At 53.6% G+C, this 16520-nt stretch carries 15 protein-coding genes; all 15 read left to right on the top strand.

Going from position 1 to position 16520, the window contains the following annotated elements:
• Window positions 1-43: 43 nt before the first annotated feature.
• The 15 genes from IFO68_RS10700 (at window position 44) to IFO68_RS10630 (ending at window position 16406) form a co-directional block, all read left to right on the top strand.
• Window positions 44-1492: a PilN domain-containing protein gene (locus tag IFO68_RS10700; RefSeq protein WP_225445170.1), complete on the top strand. Its 1449-nt coding sequence runs from the start codon at window positions 44-46 to the stop codon at window positions 1490-1492.
• Window positions 1489-2124 (top strand): type II secretion system protein GspM, encoded by a 636-nt coding sequence (gspM, locus tag IFO68_RS10695; RefSeq protein WP_192015874.1) that lies wholly within the window; start codon window positions 1489-1491, stop codon window positions 2122-2124. Before IFO68_RS10700 ends, gspM begins: the two co-directional genes overlap by 4 nt.
• Complete coding sequence (locus tag IFO68_RS10690; RefSeq protein WP_192015873.1) at window positions 2117-2440, top strand: MSHA biogenesis protein MshK; 324 nt, start codon at window positions 2117-2119, stop codon at window positions 2438-2440. The genes gspM and IFO68_RS10690 overlap by 8 nt, the downstream gene beginning before the upstream one ends.
• A 17-nt stretch (window positions 2441-2457) precedes the next feature.
• A complete protein-coding gene (mshL, locus tag IFO68_RS10685) occupies window positions 2458-4128 on the top strand; it encodes a pilus (MSHA type) biogenesis protein MshL (protein ID WP_192015872.1) in 1671 nt (556 codons plus the stop codon).
• A gap of 3 nt (window positions 4129-4131) precedes the next feature.
• The gene (locus IFO68_RS10680; protein ID WP_192015871.1) at window positions 4132-4974 is read left to right on the top strand and encodes an ExeA family protein; all 843 of its coding nucleotides are present in this window, start codon (window positions 4132-4134) and stop codon (window positions 4972-4974) included.
• Between the two features lie 2 nt (window positions 4975-4976).
• Window positions 4977-6182 carry a tetratricopeptide repeat protein gene (locus IFO68_RS10675; RefSeq protein WP_192015870.1) on the top strand — a complete coding sequence of 402 codons (1206 nt, stop codon included), beginning with the start codon at window positions 4977-4979 and terminating at the stop codon, window positions 6180-6182.
• Window positions 6183-6186: 4 nt separating this feature from the next.
• Entirely contained in the window at window positions 6187-7929 is a 1743-nt protein-coding gene (locus IFO68_RS10670; protein ID WP_192015869.1) for a GspE/PulE family protein, read from the top strand.
• Window positions 7929-9146, top strand: a complete 1218-nt coding sequence (locus tag IFO68_RS10665; RefSeq protein WP_192015868.1) for a type II secretion system F family protein — start codon at window positions 7929-7931, stop codon at window positions 9144-9146. Before IFO68_RS10670 ends, IFO68_RS10665 begins: the two co-directional genes overlap by 1 nt.
• Window positions 9147-9358: 212 nt before the next feature.
• Window positions 9359-9961, top strand: coding sequence for a prepilin-type N-terminal cleavage/methylation domain-containing protein (locus IFO68_RS10660; protein ID WP_192015867.1), 603 nt, complete (start codon window positions 9359-9361; stop codon window positions 9959-9961).
• A 9-nt stretch (window positions 9962-9970) separates the two neighbouring features.
• Entirely contained in the window at window positions 9971-10450 is a 480-nt protein-coding gene (locus IFO68_RS10655; protein ID WP_192015866.1) for a type II secretion system protein, read from the top strand.
• 101 nt (window positions 10451-10551) lie between these two features.
• A complete protein-coding gene (locus IFO68_RS10650) occupies window positions 10552-11058 on the top strand; it encodes a prepilin-type N-terminal cleavage/methylation domain-containing protein (protein ID WP_192015865.1) in 507 nt (168 codons plus the stop codon).
• The gene (locus tag IFO68_RS10645; protein ID WP_192015864.1) at window positions 11045-11686 is read left to right on the top strand and encodes a prepilin-type N-terminal cleavage/methylation domain-containing protein; all 642 of its coding nucleotides are present in this window, start codon (window positions 11045-11047) and stop codon (window positions 11684-11686) included. The genes IFO68_RS10650 and IFO68_RS10645 overlap by 14 nt, the downstream gene beginning before the upstream one ends.
• Window positions 11686-12441, top strand: a complete 756-nt coding sequence (locus IFO68_RS10640; protein ID WP_192015863.1) for a PilW family protein — start codon at window positions 11686-11688, stop codon at window positions 12439-12441. Before IFO68_RS10645 ends, IFO68_RS10640 begins: the two co-directional genes overlap by 1 nt.
• Window positions 12431-12886 (top strand): MSHA biogenesis protein MshP, encoded by a 456-nt coding sequence (locus IFO68_RS10635; protein ID WP_192015862.1) that lies wholly within the window; start codon window positions 12431-12433, stop codon window positions 12884-12886. The genes IFO68_RS10640 and IFO68_RS10635 overlap by 11 nt, the downstream gene beginning before the upstream one ends.
• Window positions 12879-16406 carry a DUF6701 domain-containing protein gene (locus IFO68_RS10630; protein ID WP_192015861.1) on the top strand — a complete coding sequence of 1176 codons (3528 nt, stop codon included), beginning with the start codon at window positions 12879-12881 and terminating at the stop codon, window positions 16404-16406. The genes IFO68_RS10635 and IFO68_RS10630 overlap by 8 nt, the downstream gene beginning before the upstream one ends.
• Window positions 16407-16520: the final 114 nt, after the last annotated feature.

The raw sequence follows: 16520 nt of genomic DNA, 5'->3' as shown, positions 1-16520 counted from the left end.
GGTTAAAAACGAACGAAAAGTAAAACGGGTTATTACCATGCTGATGAAAAAGCTCCTAAGTCGGAAAACTGTCAGTAAAGTGGCCAGTTTTGCTGTGTTCGAAGGGAAACTGACACTCGTCTGTCTTACAGAAGACGGGAATGACTGGATCAGTGACAGTGTGGAAGTGGCTTCACGTGAAAGCTGGACGTCTTCCATCACGCAATTGATCAATACACACCATTTAAACGGCTGCAGAATTCGCTTCGTACTTGGCCATGGCTTATATCAAAGCCTGATCATTGATAAACCTGCCTTACCCCGCCATGAACTGGCCAGTGCCTTACCGTTTCTGGTCAAAGATCTGGTGACTGAACCTCCCGCTAACCTGGTGGCGGATGGGTTTGAAGAGCCAATAAAAGACAGACTGCAAGTGCTGGTGGCGCAACGTTCCCTGGTTCAGCAACTGGTGCTGGCGTGCCTGGCGAATGGCTGTGAGCCTGAACTGATTACTGTGGATGAAGTGGTGCTGGGTCAGATGACGGCTGAAAAACAGAGCCAGCTGTTCCTTCATTCCCGTCAGCATTCCGGTCTGCACCTGACCGCTTTCAAACAGCAGGTGATGTGTTTTCAGCGCCAGCTGCGCGGTTTTTCTCAGCCTCTGATGGGGCTGGATCAGGCTAATCTGCAGATAGACGGGCTGGCGCTTGAACTGCAGCGCTCCCTTGACTTCCTGAGTGCCCAGCTGCGTGATGCACCTATTGCCCAGGTGCTGGTCAGCTGTGACAGCGATGATAATGAGCAGTTGGCTGACGCATTGCGGCAGCGGCTCAATGTGCCGGTCGCGACAGTCAGTGGGGCACCCGCCGAGCTGATTGATTTTGATGCCCGTGTCGCCTGGGCCGTTCAGCTGCAGCAGCCGTTGCTCAATCTGTACAGCGACAGTCTGAAACCACAATCTAACTGGCTCACCTTGCCTAACTTAGTGGCTGGCTGGGCGGCGGGTGCAGTGGTGATCGGATCGCTGGCGGGATGGCAAAGCTGGCAGGAGCACAGGGCCACACAATTACTGTCACAGCAGCAAACCCAGCTGACGCAAAAACAGACTGAACTGGATAACGCCAAAGCCGCGCTGGCCCGTCATCTGCCGAGTGAATTAAAAGTCAAACTGAGCGGCGAGCTGGAACAGCATCTCGCGGCCAAACAAGCCACGCTCAGGGCAATTGCCATGCACGATAACAGCCTGCAAGCTGGCTATGCCACTATGTTGCAGCAGCTGGCGCAGGCTGCCAGCCAGGATATCTCAGTGAGCCGCATTCACGTACAGGGCCAGCAACTGGATCTGGAAGGCGTGGCCAGGCACCCCAATGCAGTACCCGGCTGGCTGCAGAGTTTTGCGCAATTTCCCCAGTTGGCCGATCGCCGCTTTGAAGTCATGTCTCTAGGCAGAAATGAAGAAAACAGAGTGACCTTTATGTTGCATGCGCAACGCAAAACAGAGGCAAAACAATGAGCGCCTGGGCATCTCTTGTTACCCGGTTTGAGCAGCTTAATCGGCGCGAGCAGTGGCTGGTGGCGGTAACGGGCTGGTTGATGCTGATTCTGGCCGGTTATCAGTTTTTACTGGAACCCATCCAGCAATCCCTGACATCGGTGGTAAGGCAACAGCAATCGGTACAGGCCAGCATTATCAAAAACGACGGTGATCTGATTCGGATTCAGCGGCAGCTGAACAGTGATCCCGATAAGGTGTTGGATGAACAAATCCGCCAGTTGCAAGACAGTAACGCCCGGCTGGACACAGAGCTCAAAGAACGTGTTGCCAGTCTGGTAACCCCGGTCCAGATGGCGGCTTTGATGGACCAGGTGCTGCAGCGCTCCCAGCGTCTGACGCTGGTGTCGCTGGAATCTCTGCCGCCAGCTCAGCTGATAAACGGTGAGGATGCCGGTTATTACATTCACCCTGTCCGGCTGACTCTGCGTGGCCGTTACTTTGATTTGGTGAATTATTTGCAGCAGCTGGAAGCGCTGCCGGTGAAATATTATTGGCGAAGCCTGGATTACCAGGTAGATAAATACCCGTTCTCCGATATACAGCTGGATGTATACACGCTGGGCGAAAGTAAGGACTTTATCGGTGGTTAGACAATGTATTTCTCTGCTGTTACTTGCCTTGTTCAGCACAGCAACCCTGGCTGAAAGCGATCCGACCGCCCCGCTGGGGTGGCAGGCGCCATCGGTAAAGAAAACAGCGACACAGCGCTTACCTTCACTGGAAGGCATCGTTTGTCCGGAACAGGACCAGTGCAGCGTTATTTTAAATAGCCAGGTGGTTTTGCCGGGTGAGGCGATAAGTGGTTATACCCTGAAAGCCGTCGACGGAGAGATTGTTATTCTCCAGCGCGGTAGCCGGCAATGGCGTCTGGCTTTGTATAGCGAAGAAATAACAATCAATGAATAATAAAAGTGAATTCTGACATGCGCTTATTGTTAATTGTGATGGCAACAACCTTGCTGGCGGCCTGCTCTACAAATATGGGGCACAATAAACCGGTTGAGGTGCAGGAAGCCTTAAATCAGGCTAAAAATGAGGCTCAGAGCCGGCCTCTGACGGACTTGCCATCGGCAGTCAGCGCTGATCTGATGCCCAGCCTGAGCCGTTCCGGCTATGGCAGCAGCCGTGCGTACGAGCGGCGCTTTCGTGTCAATGCCCGGGCTGTGGACGCCCGCGCCTTTTTCTCCAGCCTGGTTCGGGGCACGGCATTTAATATGGTGATCCACCCTGAGGTCAGCGGCCGGGTTACGCTGAGCCTGCAGGATGTGACTTTAGATGAAGTACTGAACGTTGCGTCGGATATTTACGGCTATGATATCCAGCGCAAGGGCAACATTATTCAGGTGTTCCCTGCCACATTGCGCACGGAAGTGATTCCGGTGGACTACCTGCAACTGCAGCGGCGTGGCCTCTCTCTGACATCCTTGACCACAGGCTCAATCAGCAGCCCGGATAACAGTATCGACAATCAGTCGGATAACCGCCGCAATACCAGTAATGACGACTATGACGACAACCGCCGCCGCGACAGCAATAACGGTGACCGCTCATCTTACTCCACGGGCGGCACCCGGATTGAAACGCGTTCCGACAGTGATTTCTGGGGCCAGCTGCAAAAGGCGGTTCAGGCCATGATTGGTACGGGGCAAGGGCGCAGTATTGTGGTGTCGCCGCAGGCCAGCCTGTTGACAGTGAAAGCATTTCCGAATGAATTGCGCGAAGTGCGTGAATTTCTCGGCGTATCGAAAAAGCGTCTTCAGCGTCAGGTGGTGCTGGAGGCCAAGATCATGGAAGTGACCCTCAACGACAGTTACCAGCAGGGCATTAACTGGAGCAACATTACCAAAACCATAGGTGGTACCGGCATTATTTTCGGCCGTACCGGGCCAGATAATTTGCCCGGTGGCAGCGAGATTGCCAATTTGCTGGGCGGACAAACCAATATCACCATCTCAGATGGTAACTTCTCGGCAGTACTGAGTTTTCTGCAGACGCAGGGCGATCTGAATGTGCTGTCCAGCCCGCGCGTGACTGCTGCCAATAACCAGAAAGCTGTCATCAAAGTCGGCGGCGATCAGTATTTCGTTACCGAGGTGGATGGCGGGGAAGCAGTGACAGATGGCGGCGTGGCCTCGCCGGAAGTGGTGCTGACACCTTTCTTCTCGGGCATCTCTCTTGATGTGACACCCCAGATTGATGATGACGGCGGCGTCCTGCTCCACGTTCACCCCACTGTGGTCGAAGTCACGGAGGAAGTGAAGGAAATTGCCCTGGGTGACACCTTTGGCACATACAGCCTGCCGCTGGCACGAAGCTCAGTGCGTGAGTCTGATTCTGTGATTCATGCCAGCAGCGGTGATGTGGTGGTGATTGGCGGTCTGATGAAATCGTCGCTGAAAGATCAGCAGACAAAAGTCCCTCTGCTTGGCGATATTCCCGGCCTTGGCTACTTGTTCCGCAACATCAATAAAGTCCAGACCAAAACTGAGCTGGTGATTTTGCTTAAACCCACAGTGGTGGGCGATCAGACCTGGCAGCAGGAAATTGAACGCTCACGCGCGTTGGTTGAGAAATGGTTCCCGGACCAAGGATAACCCATGTATCTGTCACACTTCGGATTTGAGCAGCTCCCTTTCCGGTTAACGCCGGATACCGGGCTGTTTCATGCACTGCCGTCACATTTGGAAGCGATCAAAATGACCCTGTCTGCGCTGGCGATGGGGGAAGGATTTATCCAGATTTCGGGGGAAGTCGGGACAGGTAAAACTCTGGTTTGCCGGATGCTGGTCCGACAGTTGCCTGCCCGGTATGACCTGGCTTATCTGCCGACGCCGGCCATGAGCGGGCGGGAACTACGGGTGGCGCTGGCAAAGGAACTGGGATTGCAGCCGGACAGTGACGGCCTGACACTGACTGAATTACTGCACCAGTCATTGATCGAACGCAAGCGCGGCGGACGCACAGTCGTGGTGTTGTTAGATGAAGCCCAGGCGCTGCCTGATGAGGCGCTGGAAGCCTTGCGGCTGCTGGGCAACCTGGAAACTGAACAGGAAAAACTCTTGCATATTGTGCTGCTTGGCCAGCCTGAGCTGGATGAGCGACTGGCTTCCCCGCAGCTGCGCCAGTTCCGTCAGCGCATTACCTTTCGTGCCGTGTTGCGGCCGTTGGATATGGCAGAGACTGCGTCCTATATCGAGCATCGCCTGAGTAAAGCGGGCGGAGAGCCAGGGTTAATGTCGTTGGCGCGGCAGAAAGAGATCTGGCACGCCAGTGGTGGCATCCCCAGACTGGTGAACCAGTTGTGCCATAAAGCCTTGATCGTTGCCTGCAGTGCGGGTCATGACATTGTCAGCCGTAAAGCGGTGCAGGCAGCGATCACAGATACGCAAACCGCGCGCCAGCCGCGCTGGCAGTACCCTGTGTTGTGGGGATGGAGCTGAGCATGAGTGAAGTCAATAAAATGCTCAATAGTTTGAGCCAGAATCAGGCACCGCAAGAGGCGCCAGAGCTGAAGCCTGTCCGGGTCAAACCTTTGCCTAAGGTGTTGTGGCCACGCTGGCTTCTCGCCGGATTGCTGATCACAGGCACAGCTGGCGCCACAGGCTGGTGGTTCGGGCACAGTCACGAGGAGAGCCGTTCAGCGGCTGAGATTACGCAGGTAAAAGCAGAACAGTTATCTCCTTCTGCGGTTTTGAAACAGGGGCCGGATCCGGTCGGGGATCTTCTGCACACCAAGGCCAGGCCTGCTGGCGAGACAGCACCTGTTACCCAGCAGCCTGACAGCCAACCCGCAACGCTCAGCCCAGCCAAAGCCACTGTGCTGCCCGTTGTGAAAAAAGTGCCCGTTGCGCCGGTCGCCAGCCAGCCTGAACTCGCCCCGGCGGTTAAACCGGCTGCCGTACCGGTTGTACCTCGCGCTGTCGCCCCTGTGCGTGCTGCGCAAACGGCCCCGGTGGCGGTTATGGCGATCACTGGCGACACTGAGAGCGAAACAACTGGCACGGCCACGGCAATGACTGAACCATTGCAAGAAGGGGAATCCGGCTTGTCTATCGAAAGTATTGCCCTGTCGCCAGAGCAGCTTGCTCAGACTGATTACGATAAGGCCATGAAAGCCTTAGCGGAAGGGGACACACTCAAGGCCACGAATTACCTGAAATCGGCATTGGAATATCAGCCCGCCTGGATTGATGCCCGCCAGCGTTTGTCAGCGCTGTACTACGGTCGCGGAGATGTCAGACGTGCGATGCTGACACTGCAACGGGGACTGGCCAAACAGCCCAACCAGCAGGACTTGCGTCTGACGATGGCCAAGCTGCTGACCCAGGAGTCACAACCGGAAGTGGCGCTGGATGTGCTCAGCGAACTGCCGTCGCAGCCTGCCAGTGAGTTCCTGGCCTTGCGCGGTGCGCTGGCCCAGCAACTTAATAATCAGCCACTGGCACTGAGCAGCTATCAGCAACTGGTGGATACCGAACCTTTCGACGGCCGCTGGTGGCTGGGGCTGGGGATTGCCCTTGACCGCAGTCAGGATAATGCCAAGGCGGTCGCGGCCTACACGCAGGCGCTGAAACTGGGACAGGTTTCCGGTCAGTCACAACAGTTTATTCGCCAGCGTCTTGCCGCACTAAAGACACAGGAGGGCTGAACAGATGCAGCTGAGGTTACGCAAACGTCTGGGCGATCTGCTGGTTGAAGAAGGCATAGTCCGCCAGGAGCAGCTTGATCTGGCACTGGATCAGCAACGCAGTACTGGCCGTAAACTGGGTGATACCCTTATCAGCATGGGCTTTTTGGGCGAGCAGCAACTGCTGGCCTTCCTGTCCCGCCAGCTGGATATCCCACTGATAGATTTGAACCGGGTGCCGGTCGACAGCGAAGCTGTTGGCCTGTTGCCGGAAGTCCATGCCCGTCGTCTGAGAGCGCTGGTGATCAGCCACCGGGGTGACACAGTACGTGTGGCCATGAGCGATCCGGCCGATCTGGCGGCCCAGGAAGCGGTGCTGAACCAGTTGCATCAGTTCAGGGTGGAACTGGTGATTGCCCCGGAACACCAGCTGATAGCCTCGTTTGACCGCTATTATCGCCGTACCAAGGAAATTGCCTCTTTTGCCGAGCAGCTGCATGCCGAGCATCAGGCGAACAGCGATTTCAGCTTCAGCGTCGATAATTACGACAACGAGGAAGTGACAGTCGTCAAGCTGATCAATTCCCTGTTCGAAGATGCTATTCAGGTGGGTGCCTCGGATATCCATATCGAACCGGATGCCAGCGTACTGCGTATTCGTCAGCGTATTGATGGTGTACTCCATGAAACCCTGCTGAATGAATCGGCCATCGCTTCGGCTTTGGTGCTTCGCCTTAAATTGATGAGCGGACTGGATATTTCTGAAAAGCGTTTGCCGCAGGATGGCCGCTTTAATGTGACGGTGCGCGGCCACTCTGTGGATGTGCGTGTCTCTACCATGCCGGTTCAGTACGGTGAATCTGTCGTCATGCGTCTGCTGGATCAGTCTGCCGGTATTTTGAGTCTGGATGAGATTGGCATGCCGGCCGATATTCTTGCCCGCTTCCGCCGTCAGCTAAAACGCCCTCACGGCATGATTTTGGTCACCGGGCCGACCGGCTCGGGTAAAACGACCACCCTTTATGGCGCACTGAGCGAGCTGAACAAACCCGGCAAAAAGCTGATCACCGCCGAAGATCCGGTGGAATACCGGCTGCCGCGGGTGAATCAGGTGCAGGTGAATACCAAAATTGGCCTGACGTTTTCCGGCATACTACGCACTTTTCTGCGTCAGGATCCGGATATTATTCTGGTCGGGGAAATGCGGGATCAGGAAACCGTGGAAATTGGTCTGCGTTCTGCGCTCACCGGCCATCTGGTGCTGTCGACACTGCATACCAATGATGCGGTAGACAGCGCCCTGAGGATGATGGACATGGCAGCGCCCGGCTATCTGGTGGCCAGTGCGGTCCGGGCTGTGCTGGCTCAGCGCCTGGTACGCCGGATCTGTCGGGACTGCAGCCATGAGGTGACGCCGGATGCTGCAGAACTGCAGTGGCTGAAGGCCTGTTTTCCGTCCTCGGCCGACCAGACATTCAGGCAGGGCAGAGGCTGTCAGAGCTGTAACCTGACCGGCTATAAAGGCCGGATTGGTGTGTTTGAATTACTGGAAATGACCCCGGCAATGATGGATGCACTGCGCGCCAATGATGCAATGGGGTTTGCACAGCTGGCACGCGCTTCCGAGGGCTACCAGCCGCTGATTGAGTCCGCTATGGCGCTGGCTCTGGCCGGGCGCACCAGCCTGGAAGAAGTGCTGCAACTGAGCGAAGGAGATTACCTGATGCCGGAATTTAACGCCGTACCGGCGTCCACGGAATCCCGCTGATGCCGACATTTGATTACCGGGGACGGGGCAGTCAGGGACAACTGAAGAAAGGCAAGCTCGACGCGCCAACAGCGGAGGCAGCCGCTGATCAGTTGATGCGCCAGGGAATTATTCCTGTGGATATCCGCCGTGGCCGAAGCGACAGTCCGTTGACTCTCAGCGGCCTGTTGCAGCGCAATGTGCCGCTGGAATCTATGGTGATTCTGTGTCGCCAGTTGTACAGCCTGACCAAAGCCGGTGTGCCGCTGTTGCGGGCCATGAAAGGGCTGGAGCAGAGTACCAGTCACCCGTTGCTGCAATCGACGATTGATGCCGTGACGGTAGAGCTGACCAACGGCCGTGCACTGTCGCAGGCAATGAAAATGCATCCCAAGGTGTTTTCCGAGCTGTTCGTGTCGATGATCCATGTGGGGGAGAATACCGGTCGTCTGGAAGATGCCCTGCTGCAACTGGCGCAGTATTACGAGCAGGAATTGGAAACCCGGCGCCGGATAAAATCGGCTATGCGATACCCGTCTTTTGTGCTCAGTGCGATTTTGCTGGCAATGATAGTGCTCAATACCAAAGTGATTCCGCAATTTGCCTCCATGTTCAGCCGGTTTGGCGTCGAACTGCCTTTGCCTACCCGTATCTTAATCGGCACCTCTGATTTTATGCTGAGCTACTGGCCTTTGTTACTCGGCGGCTCAGTCGTAACCTGGATCGGCCTGAAAGCCTGGCGGCGCACTCCTGAAGGGCAGGAAAAATGGGACTACTGGCGCCTGAAAGTGCCGGTCGTGGGCGATATCATCAATCGGGCCCAGCTGTCGCGCTTTGCCCGGACTTTTGCGCTGATGATTCGCGCCGGTGTGCCCCTGAACCAGGCGATCCAGTTATCGGCCGAAGCGCTTGAAAACCGTTTTCTGGAAAATCGTCTGATCGACATGAAAAACGGCATTGAAGGCGGCAGCAGTATTACGCAAACAGCCAGACAAAGCGGCATTTTTACCCCACTGGTGCTGCAGATGATTGCGGTCGGTGAAGAAACTGGTCAGGTCGATGAACTGTTACACGAAGTCTCGGATTTTTATGACCGCGAAGTGGATTACGATCTGAAAACACTGACTGCCAGAATCGAGCCGTTTTTATTGGCGGTTGTTGCTGGCATGGTGCTGATTCTGGCGCTGGGGATATTCCTGCCGATGTGGAATTTACTTGATGTCGCGCGCGGGGCTTAATGCAGGCTGATGATATTAGCACTCAGTGCGAGAATAAAGTTTTGTTAGTGATATTTTTATCACTTAATTGCTTTGTAAGCTAAGCCTAAACCACAGTTAATATTAGGAAAATGTGCAATAACCCGATTATTTCCACTGGTATTTTTTTATGATAATGCGAGAATGACTACTTACATCATTTTGACGCCCGTTCGTCATGTTTTTGGCAGATTATGACTCAGTATCCGAACAGGCAAACCGGCTTATCGCTGATCGAACTGGTCATTGTGGTGGTGGTGGTCAGTATTCTGGCTGTTGTGGTGGTTCCCCGTTATATCGATATTGCCGAAGAGGCCAAAGTGGCTGCCCTTCAGGGCATGGCGGGGAGCTTTTCGACCGCAGTACTGTCTGCCCGTGCGCAGTGGGAAGCCGATGGCAAGCCAGGCACCCAGAGCCGGAACTGGGTCAATTACGACGGCACTCTGTTTAACCTGACCGCAGCAAAAACAGGCGGCAGAGAGGGATATCCTTTCGCGCTGCAGGGGCAGGGAAGTTCGCAACTGGGGCAACTGTCGGAGCAGGATTGCCTGACATTAATGGACAATCTGTTACAAAACCCACCGCCGTCAACCACTGATGCGAGTGAGGCGGGCTCTGGGCAATATCAGTATTTCGTCGAAGTCGGTGCAATCAGTGATAACCGGTTTTGTCGTTATTACCAGCTGGCTTCGGCCAGTGATTTTTGGACCGGTAAGAAAGCAATAACAGCCGGCCATTATTTTACTTATATACCGGCTTTGGGTCGGGTTGATATTAAAATTGATCGCAATATTTAGGAGTTAGCTATGAAACGTCAAGGTGGTTTTACCCTGATTGAATTGGTAGTGGTAATCGTGATTCTCGGCATTCTGGCCGTGACTGCTGCGCCGCGTTTTTTGAACCTGCAGGATGATGCACGTAACTCTGCGCTGCAGGGGCTGCGAGGCGCAATTGTGGGCGCTTCAGGCATTGTTTACGGCAAGGCTGCAGTGCGTGGTAATGAAACCAGTGATGAAGCAGTAGATGTCGATGGTGTTCAGGCTATTTTCGGTTATCCGACAGCAGCAGCAAATGGCATTGGTGCCGCGTTTGAAAATGGTGATTGGCTAGCGATTACTTCGGCAGATACCAGCGATGTACCGGAAGATACTTTGACGGATACTCAGATTATCTATACGTTTGCAGACCGTACTACAGAAGGTTGTTACGTACTATATACCCAAGCAGCAGGTGCTGACACACCAGCGACAGCTGAAGTGGTGCTAGGTGATGGCTGTAGACAGTAAACACTGAGAGAGTAGGTCGATTATTTACCTACTGATTGTGTGTAAATTGGGGCGGACTCCTGCCCCTTTTCTCACTTTGACAGGGCGTTTTGGGTGAATGCATGGCTCGCCATTTGAGCGCTGGCCGACAACGCGGCTTTACGTTAATTGAACTGATTTTGGTGATCATACTGCTGGGAATCCTCAGTGTGACGGCCGCGTCACGTTTGATTGGCCGCAGTAGTTTTGATGCTTACCTGGCCCGCGATCAGGCCATCAGTCTGGCCCGTCAGATTCAGCTGCGAGCGATGAGCAATATCAATGAGCTGGGCGATCTGAATTCCTGCCTGTCTTTACAGGTGGCATCGGATCATTTTGGCCCGCCTGCCTGCGCTGATATCACGTTATCTGGCCGCGCAATCACGGCATCAGCCGACGATATTACTGTAACTGGCGATTTGTTAGGCGAAGTGCGGTTCGATTTACTGGGACGACCTTATCAGCAGGATGGCCGCGGGAGCAAGACAGCGCTTTGTACCACAGAGTGCCAGATAACCTTTGTCTCGCGTAACGCCCAGAGCGCCTCAATCTGTATTAACCGGGAGGGTTATATCCATGCCTGCCCGTAACCCCTGCCGTTCGACAAATTGCAGCCAGAAAACCTACCGCCATCAGCAGGGTTTTACCCTGATTGAAGGCATTATCGCCATTGTCATTATGGCAATCGCCATGGTCACACTGACCAGCTTTTTATTTCCTCAGACCGAACAGTCCGCCGTACCGCATTATCAGGCCAGAGCCGCCGCCATCGGCCAGGGCGTGCTGAATGAGGTGTTATCGCGTAAATTCGATGAAGCCTCGGATCCCTTTAACGACAGCGTGATCCGTTGCGGAGAAGAGGTGCATGTGTGCAGCGCGCCGGGCAACCTGGGTGCGGATGCCGGTGAAGTTAACAGCGGCTTACTGAATGTCGGCGCTGCCGACGACGTGGATGACTTTATCGGCTGCTGGGGCAGTGTGACACAGTGCAACGACAGCAGCCTGCACCGTCGCGGGGCATTGCAGGATCTCGTTACAGTGTCTGCCGCCGAGCAAAGTGATTACCGCAATATTTACCTCGAAATCAGTGTGCGCTATGAAAACAACGCTTTCAATGGTGCCGCAACGGCTGTCAGCACCCAGAAGCGCATTGATGTTCTGGTCAGGACCAGCCGCTACGGTGAATACCTGTTCACTGCGTTCAGGAGTAACTACTGATGCGGCTGTCCCGGGGATTCACTCTGATAGAAATGATCATGGCGCTGGTGATTCTGGCATTTATTTCGCTGGGCATCGGTACTTACCTGCAGCTGGGCGCCGGGGGCTACTCCGACACCATAGATAGAGAGCGCTTACAGTCGGAGGCGCGTTTTGTTATCGAACGTATTACCCGTGAAATTCGCCATGCTGCGCCAAACAGCGTCAGTTTCAGCAGCGGGTGTCTGTCGTTTTATCCTGTGTATTTAACGGCGACCTATTATAGCCGACTTGAACCTCAGGAATCAGAAACAGAACTTAGCGGACTTGTACCGCCTGACTCACAGCACATTGCCTTATGGAACACGGGTATCAAAGATAAGCGCGCGGCTGTGGGATTTGTCAGTGCCAGTGATTATCAAGCCGATGAAGACGCAAGTATGGAGTTTTTTGAGCTGACGAAAACCCCGACTGCGGCAGATCCTACGGTCAGTCTGAAATTGTCCCGGTGGCTGGGCGATCGTTCGCCGGGTCAGCGCTTGTATCTGTTTTCCGACCAAGTGGCTTTTTGTCAGGTTGGCGATAGCCTGGTACGGCGAGTAAAGAATGGTACCGGCTATACGCTGACCAATACGCTCAGCCATTTCAATGTCGCTGTGTCAGGGGCCGGCCTGAACAGCAATGGTCTGATTCATCTTGCGCTGACATTTCGCGATCCTGTCAGCCAAGAATCGTCGGACTACAGCCAGAGCGTGCAGGTGATCAATGTCTTATAGCCGACGGCATTCAAAGCAACAGCAACAGGGCAGCGCGCTGATCGTCGCCATTTTCGTGATTGTCGTCATGGCCGCCATGGCAGCCGCCATGTTGCGGGTGGCGGGTTCTGGTCAGGACATTACCACCCGCGAAGTACTGTCGACCCGCGCCTGGTTTACCGCCCATTCCGCCAATGAAGACATGATGAGGCAGCTTTTTCCGCTGGCCGGCACAGTGAGTGAACCCGCGGTCGATATCTGTCTGCGTCACCATCCTGACACCGGCACTGCTTACACTTTCGCACCAGCCGGGGTAACGGGCTGCCGCGCAACGACGACCTGCCAATCTTCAAATACCGGGTCAGTAAACACTTACTTTTTAATCAGCACTTCACAGTGCGGCAGCGGCCCTCATGCTGTTACCCGGATTCAGGAGCTTTGGGCAAAGGATTTGGATAATGAGTAAACGATTACAGGCTTTCGGGTGTCTTTGCTTCCTGCTGTATTTATTTCTTTCAGGACAGGCTGTGGCAGCAGAGTGCAGTAATAAGCTGAATAGTAATAAAGACTTTTATATTGATTTTGAAATACCGAGCGCGAATTTAGATGAGCAGGTCATTGCATCTCAGGCTAATTCCGGAACAAGAACTCAAGTCATTTGGACAGATAATCGAAATGCGAGTGAAGCCAACACAATTGTCGAGAAGAACTTTTTAGCTGGTGGACGCTATTATGTTCGGTTGTTATACAGCTCAGATAAAGGGAAGCAAGGAACGCTGCAGTATCTTAATAAGACGACGGTTTCCGGTACATGGCAGCTTGTCAGTGAAAAAGTGATCGACCTTTCGGAAATAAAGTCTGCTGATTTTCGTGTTGTTGGGAATGGCGAAGTTTCAACTATGGAGTGTGCAAAAGGAGAACCGCCGCCCTCGCCACCACCAGTTAATCCTGATGTTTGCGAATTATTTCCCGGCCCGGTACAAACCTGGATTGGAAATGAAAATAACTTATTTACATCTGATGTAGGCACCAAAATATCAAATACCTCAGCGCATAGCGTTGGGTTTAGTAATGCTATTGTCGATATGGGGTATCCTGACGCATACACTCCAGAGGACAATGTGAAAGCGTTATGCGATGGCGTTACTTGCTCCCTAAATGGCGGCATGGCGAATAAGCGAGATCTGCTTTGGGATGTTTCGGACAGTACTGAAATTAAAGATAAAGTTGTGACAGATAATGAAACGGCTTTACCGGGAAGTTATTTCATCTCGTCGTTCGGTGCGCCATATTCGGGACTCACGATAGAGCCTTCAGGGAACCTAATTTTCCCAACAGGGGAATACTGGTTAGACAGGGCCGATATTCGAGGCACGATGACAGTCGAAGGAGACGTTGTGCTTCACGTTTGGGATAAAATGACGGTTGCTGGCTTGGTTAATACAACAAGCCCATCAGATAATTTAACTATCTATGCTTACAATAAAGGTGATGAATGTCCTCGTCCGGGCTTTTATCCTAGTGGGCCACCTGCAGTAAATACGAATTTCTCAGTCGATATCAACTCATCAGGCTTGTTTAACGGCCGTATTTACTCCCAGGGCCCTGTTGCTTTATCTAACAATACTGGATTAAGAGGTGCGGTTACAGCCTGTCAGTTACAAATGAGCAACACCGCGCAAATAGTCGGTAACAGCCAATGTTTCAATCCGCCGGATAATAATTATCAACTTGTTGTCAGCCCAGAGCGAGCCTTGAGCTTGCTGTGCGAACGTCAACCCGTAGAATTCCAAGTGTTGGATAGTAGTGGTGCGCTGGCGTCCCAATTTAATGGTGAGATAGATGTCACGACGAATCTGACTGGCAGCGGACAGGCGTTCTGGTATGAGCAGCCGGACGGTGGAACAGGTACAGATGCCAAGCAAAGCCAGCGTTTTTCTGTTTTTAACGGGAAAACGCAATTGTGGCTGAAAAGTGAAGTGATTGAAACAATCTTTGTTACCGGACAGCTAGTCTCAGACGGCAACCCAAGCGCAGAAGGCCAGTACAGTTTTGTCCCGTTTAAACTGCAGATTCAGGAGCAGGCATTGAAAGTCGTTGCCGGAAAACCTGAACAAATTACTGTCTCTGCCAGGAGTTGCGATACCAGTGCTGCAACACCGGCAGAAGCCCGAGACTACAGCGGTATCCGGACACTACAGTTGAGTACTCGCTATACCTTGCCAGATTCAGGTGGCAACTCTGTCGAGTTACGCGATAAAAATGGTAACTGGCAGTCCACCAGCGTTGCATTGAACTTTCAGGAGGGCAGTGTTGAATCAGAGTTGCGTTATTTGGATGCGGGTCAGACGCAACTTAGTCTTGTCGATCCAAATTGCACTAAAGCCGGTGGATGCAGTATCAGTGGTAATGGCTCGTCGCTGGACGGTATGGATTTAGTCGATTGGACCCGATTAGAAGGTACGCAAACCGTCTGGTCCCGACCTTATACGTTCGCGCTCTGCGATGTGACCGCTGACAATGGAAAGACAGATTTCTCCGGCACCGCCAGCGGCGGACCGGGCTTTGCGGCAGCGGGTGAGTCGTTTTCAGTCACCTTTAAACCTGTGATCTGGACGGAAGATGCCGTGGTGGCGGATCAAAGCAGTGATGATATCAATGATATCCGGACCACCACCTCAGCCTGGTGCAATCAATTAACAACACCGAATTATTATTCGGTTTCAGGGGGGGCGGCACCAGTTCAACTTTCTATCCCCGATAAACCGGCTTCGCCAACGGGCGATGGCGTATCTGCGGGTAAGCTGGAAGGCACGCTGTATCACGAATTTACACGCTCTGAAGCAACTGCGGGCTGGACCATAAACGATCTGAGCTGGATCGAAGTCGGCAGTCTGTGGCTGCAGGCCGATGCCGATTATCTTGGCATGACAGTGGAGCAGGGTGTCGGACAACTGGGGCGCTTCTACCCAGCACATTTCGTCATCAAGGAGAGTGTGAGTGTGGTCAGCGACGCCTACGGTAGTTTCACCTATATGAATCAGCCGTTTTCTTTGTCAGCGACTGTTGAGGCGCAAAATACGCAGAACCAGCCAACCCAAAACTACGGCTATTTTGCCGACGATTATAAAGAATCGCTGCAGTTACGCGCCGTGAATGCGGGGGCGACTGGGAGCGATGCCAATAACTTGACCAGCCGGTTGTCTGAGCGTCTGAGCTATCAGCAATGGGACAAAGCTCTCCAAACGATCACGACCGATACGCTGGCATTGCTACGGGTGGTGAGCAGCACAAACCCAAATGTGACTGAACCGGACGGGCCGTACCCGGTCGATTTTGGTCTGGTTGTCGAATCTCGGAATGATTGCGCTACCCGGGGTTGCAGCGACTTTTCAGCTAAACCGCTGAGTGTCTATGAGCAGGACGGCGCCACGCAGGAAACCGCCGCCGCGCTGGTTGGTGATATTCATGCCCGCTACGGCCGGATGCGGTTGGAAGAAGCGGTGGGCCGGGAAGGTGAAAAAATCAATATTCCTGTGCTGTTGGAGTACTGGAATGCAGGCCAGTTCGTCACCAATGGCGACGATAACGACTCGGTATTCAATGGCCAGCTGTATTTCAGACAGGGCATCACTCACCCGACCACGAATGCAATCACCGCATCCGTTGGTGATATACAGGTGCAAGAAGGCCGTTCAGCGTCGGGCGATCTTTATGCCACTGAGGGCGAATCTGGCGAGCAGGTGCGCTTCTGGCAAAAACTGATAGCCGATACGCCTGCTGCCATCACAGGCGAGAATCCTGTCACTGACTCAGGATCCGGCACCCATGCCGGCAGCGAATCCCAGCCCTGGTTGCTGTACAACTGGCGGGGGCAGGGTGATGAAAACCCCTCAGCCGTGGTGACTTTTGGTGTTTACCGTGGCAATGACCGGGTGATTTACCGGGGTGAAAGGAATATGAACCAGTTCATCGATATCAATTAGCCGGTGTCAATTCGTCGAGACCAGTGCGTCGAAAGCTGGCGTTGCTATGCGGAACCGGAAAGGTGACGGCAAAGTCAGTCTGAATGGATAAAGCATGGCTTTATATTCCACTTG

The organism is Photobacterium arenosum, from assembly GCF_014841115.1.
In the GTDB taxonomy this organism is placed as follows: Bacteria; Pseudomonadota; Gammaproteobacteria; order Enterobacterales; family Vibrionaceae; genus Photobacterium; species Photobacterium arenosum.
The sequence above is the reverse complement of the archived record's forward strand: the minus strand, read 5'-3'. Positions and strand labels throughout refer to the sequence as shown.

Coding starts and splice junctions, on each gene's coding strand:
- IFO68_RS10700 (WP_225445170.1), top strand. CDS start 44: ATGAAAAAGCTCCTAAGTCGGAAAACTGTCAGTAAAGTGGCCAGTTTT.
- IFO68_RS10680 (WP_192015871.1), top strand. CDS start 4,132: ATGTATCTGTCACACTTCGGATTTGAGCAGCTCCCTTTCCGGTTAACG.
- IFO68_RS10675 (WP_192015870.1), top strand. CDS start 4,977: ATGAGTGAAGTCAATAAAATGCTCAATAGTTTGAGCCAGAATCAGGCA.
- IFO68_RS10665 (WP_192015868.1), top strand. CDS start 7,929: ATGCCGACATTTGATTACCGGGGACGGGGCAGTCAGGGACAACTGAAG.
- IFO68_RS10640 (WP_192015863.1), top strand. CDS start 11,686: ATGCGGCTGTCCCGGGGATTCACTCTGATAGAAATGATCATGGCGCTG.
- mshL (WP_192015872.1), top strand. CDS start 2,458: ATGCGCTTATTGTTAATTGTGATGGCAACAACCTTGCTGGCGGCCTGC.
- IFO68_RS10630 (WP_192015861.1), top strand. CDS start 12,879: ATGAGTAAACGATTACAGGCTTTCGGGTGTCTTTGCTTCCTGCTGTAT.
- IFO68_RS10670 (WP_192015869.1), top strand. CDS start 6,187: ATGCAGCTGAGGTTACGCAAACGTCTGGGCGATCTGCTGGTTGAAGAA.
- IFO68_RS10655 (WP_192015866.1), top strand. CDS start 9,971: ATGAAACGTCAAGGTGGTTTTACCCTGATTGAATTGGTAGTGGTAATC.
- IFO68_RS10645 (WP_192015864.1), top strand. CDS start 11,045: ATGCCTGCCCGTAACCCCTGCCGTTCGACAAATTGCAGCCAGAAAACC.
- IFO68_RS10660 (WP_192015867.1), top strand. CDS start 9,359: ATGACTCAGTATCCGAACAGGCAAACCGGCTTATCGCTGATCGAACTG.
- gspM (WP_192015874.1), top strand. CDS start 1,489: ATGAGCGCCTGGGCATCTCTTGTTACCCGGTTTGAGCAGCTTAATCGG.
- IFO68_RS10650 (WP_192015865.1), top strand. CDS start 10,552: ATGGCTCGCCATTTGAGCGCTGGCCGACAACGCGGCTTTACGTTAATT.
- IFO68_RS10635 (WP_192015862.1), top strand. CDS start 12,431: ATGTCTTATAGCCGACGGCATTCAAAGCAACAGCAACAGGGCAGCGCG.